Raw genomic sequence first — 2,600 nt, forward strand, 5'->3', positions numbered from 1 at the left:
CTTTTTATCTTCTATAAAGTAATCGTTATAAAAGTAGTAAATAGATGGATAGTATTTTTTTACTAGTTTTTCGTATGAACCGTCTTTTTTTATCGAGTCTAAATAACGATCAAATGCTTTGCGTAATTCAGGGGAATTTTTACGGAATGCAACAGCCATTTTTTGATTTTCAGATATAGGGCCAATGACTTTTATTTCGCCCGGCCATTTTTCGAGGGCAATTAGCGTATCCGCAACATCTAATAATGTGCTTTCCGCATCATTTTTCATTATCGCTGGAACCATCTCATTAAGGAGACGCGCCCCATCAGGTAATATAACTTTTGCACCTGTGTCATATAAGTCATAAAGGTTAGGATCCAAGCAAGAATGTTCTAAAGCTAACACTTCGCGACCATCGATCAGCTGCTTGACGTTTTTAACATCTTCATCGACCGACCCACTTGGTTTAATCGGGCTCAGACTAGAGTCGGATCTGGAAACCAACCATACACCTGAAGGAAAATAATCCTGTGAAAAATCGACTACCTCAGAGCGCCAATCAAGAATAGTAACGCCGTTTGCGATCAAATCGCCTTCAATTGGAACACTTTCTCCGACAACAGCCTGCTTGTTGTGATATTGCACATTTTGCCCTGTCAACTTACCAACCACGTCGCTCCACTGTGCTGGAACATACTGGTACTGAACACCTAGCGACTTGGCAAAACCTTTTATTATCTCTACATCCAAGCCAGTCAAAGTTTCCACTTCACCTTGTTCAATATAGGAGACAAAGTTAGCGTACGGGACACCAATGTGACGCAGTACACCGCGTTCACGGATTTGTTGTAAATCGTCTGACCAAGCGGCAGACGACGCAACAGAGGTAACCATGAGCGCCACCGTCGCTAAAGTTCTTTTAAATGCTATGACTGACATAATAATATCCTTACCTTTCACAAAGCGCCCAATAATGGGCGCTTGAGTGATAAACAACGATGTTAGAACGACGAGTAATACAAATTCGTCATCGCCACTACGAGCCCTTCCACATCTTGTTCGTCATGGAACAAATGCGTAGAGATACGCAGCGCGTAAGTATCAAAGTCATCATCCTTATGCAGCTTAAAGCTAGTCGTACGGATGATGTAACCATACTCTTCACGTAAACGATCTCGGAATTCCATCAGTATCTCTTCATTAGTTACATCGGAGAACGGGTTAACCGTCGTTAAGCCACTGGTTAAGCCTTCCACGTTTGGTGAATACATTTTGGCTTGTGGTAAGTACTCTTGAAGCAAGGTTTTACATAAACTACCAAGGCTTACAACTCGCTCTTCGATACGGTCTCGACCAATCTCATCCCACATTTTGCAACTATCAACTAGTGCTTGTTTCGCAGGATAGTTATCGTTACCAATGTATTGCATTTGCAGCTGTTTACCCAGGTAATCAGCATGAGAAAGTGAGGAGTTGATCAACCATAACGGGTTCTCTCGGTCACTCCAATACTCATTCAAACGGTTACCGTTATCACGAACATACAGAATACCTGTCGCGCCCGGACCACACTGCCACTTATGACCAGAACCTGCATAGAAATCACAATCCATATCGTGGAAATCAAGGTCAAACATACCGACCGTATGCGCGCCATCAACAAGAGTAGGTACACCATACTCTTTTGCTAAAGCACAAATGGCTTTTGCTGGTAGCGCGGTTCCTGTTTTGTATGTGATATGAGAGAAAACAATTAGGCGAACGTTTTGATTCGCATCAAGCGCGTCTCGGAACGCTTGAATGTAATCTTGCTCAGAAACGTTTTCGGTACCAGTAAATACTGGTAGTTGAATTTCTACCACATCCACACCAAAACGATGTTTCGCTACGTTCATAGGTGATGTTGCAGCAATATGTTCATGGTGTGTCGTTAGAATCACATCACCTGGTTCAAAGTGTAAGCCATTAATGATCGAGCATAAGCCATCAGTAGTGTTGCGGCTGAGAATGATCTCTTCTGGGTTAGCACCAAAACCTGGTGCGACGTCTTTAACCATCTCTGAAACATAAGGCCAAGAGCCAAATTTGCCTTTCATGTCCCAAGGATATTTAGCCACCAGCTTGTTGTTATACTCGTAATCTTCAAGAACATGTTTTGGCATTGAACCTGTTGTACCAATGTTCATGTAAGTGGTTCGTTTGTCCAAAACGAACTGTCTTCGCACTTTACGCCAGAAGCGCTTATCGTGTTTTCTACCTAGCCCGCGGCTGCTCCAATCAATTTTCTGTTCTCGTGCTTGAGCTACGCCTGAGAAAGCGGAAGCACTCACACCAGCAACAACAGCTCCTGTTGCGCCTTTCAGAAAATTACGGCGGCTGCTATTAGTCTGAATAGATTCCTTGTCTTTCATCTTTTTCAATCCTTGTCGGAAATTAGCCATATTATTAATTTTAAGTGCGTAACTATCTGTTACTAAAACATTATTACCCATTACAATCAGAGTTTAATTTTTTCCTCTGCCATTAAGTGACTTTAGTTCCAATTTTTTATCTTATTTGATGATATAAGCAACAGTTTGACCACAAATCTATAAACAACAATGTTCACATTAATATAT

2 protein-coding genes are annotated in these 2,600 nt (G+C 41.8%); both read right to left on the minus strand.

From position 1 onward, the window contains the following. The coding region (locus CAG68_RS09430) for a transporter substrate-binding domain-containing protein (protein ID WP_161441041.1) at positions 1-921 on the minus strand (921 nt) is incomplete at its 3' end. A gap of 62 nt (positions 922-983) precedes the next feature. Then, entirely contained in the window at positions 984-2,393 is a 1,410-nt protein-coding gene (locus CAG68_RS09435; RefSeq protein WP_053307926.1) for an aminotransferase class V-fold PLP-dependent enzyme, read from the minus strand. Positions 2,394-2,600 lie beyond the last annotated feature (207 nt).

The sequence above is a fragment of the Vibrio sp. V42_P2S4T144 genome, assembly GCF_009904715.1.
GTDB classification, from domain to species: Bacteria; Pseudomonadota; Gammaproteobacteria; order Enterobacterales; family Vibrionaceae; genus Vibrio; species Vibrio alginolyticus.

What these genes read in the sequence shown, in the direction of transcription:
- CAG68_RS09435 (WP_053307926.1), bottom strand. Translation starts at nt 2,393, where the DNA reads ATGAAAGACAAGGAATCTATTCAGACTAATAGCAGCCGCCGTAATTTT.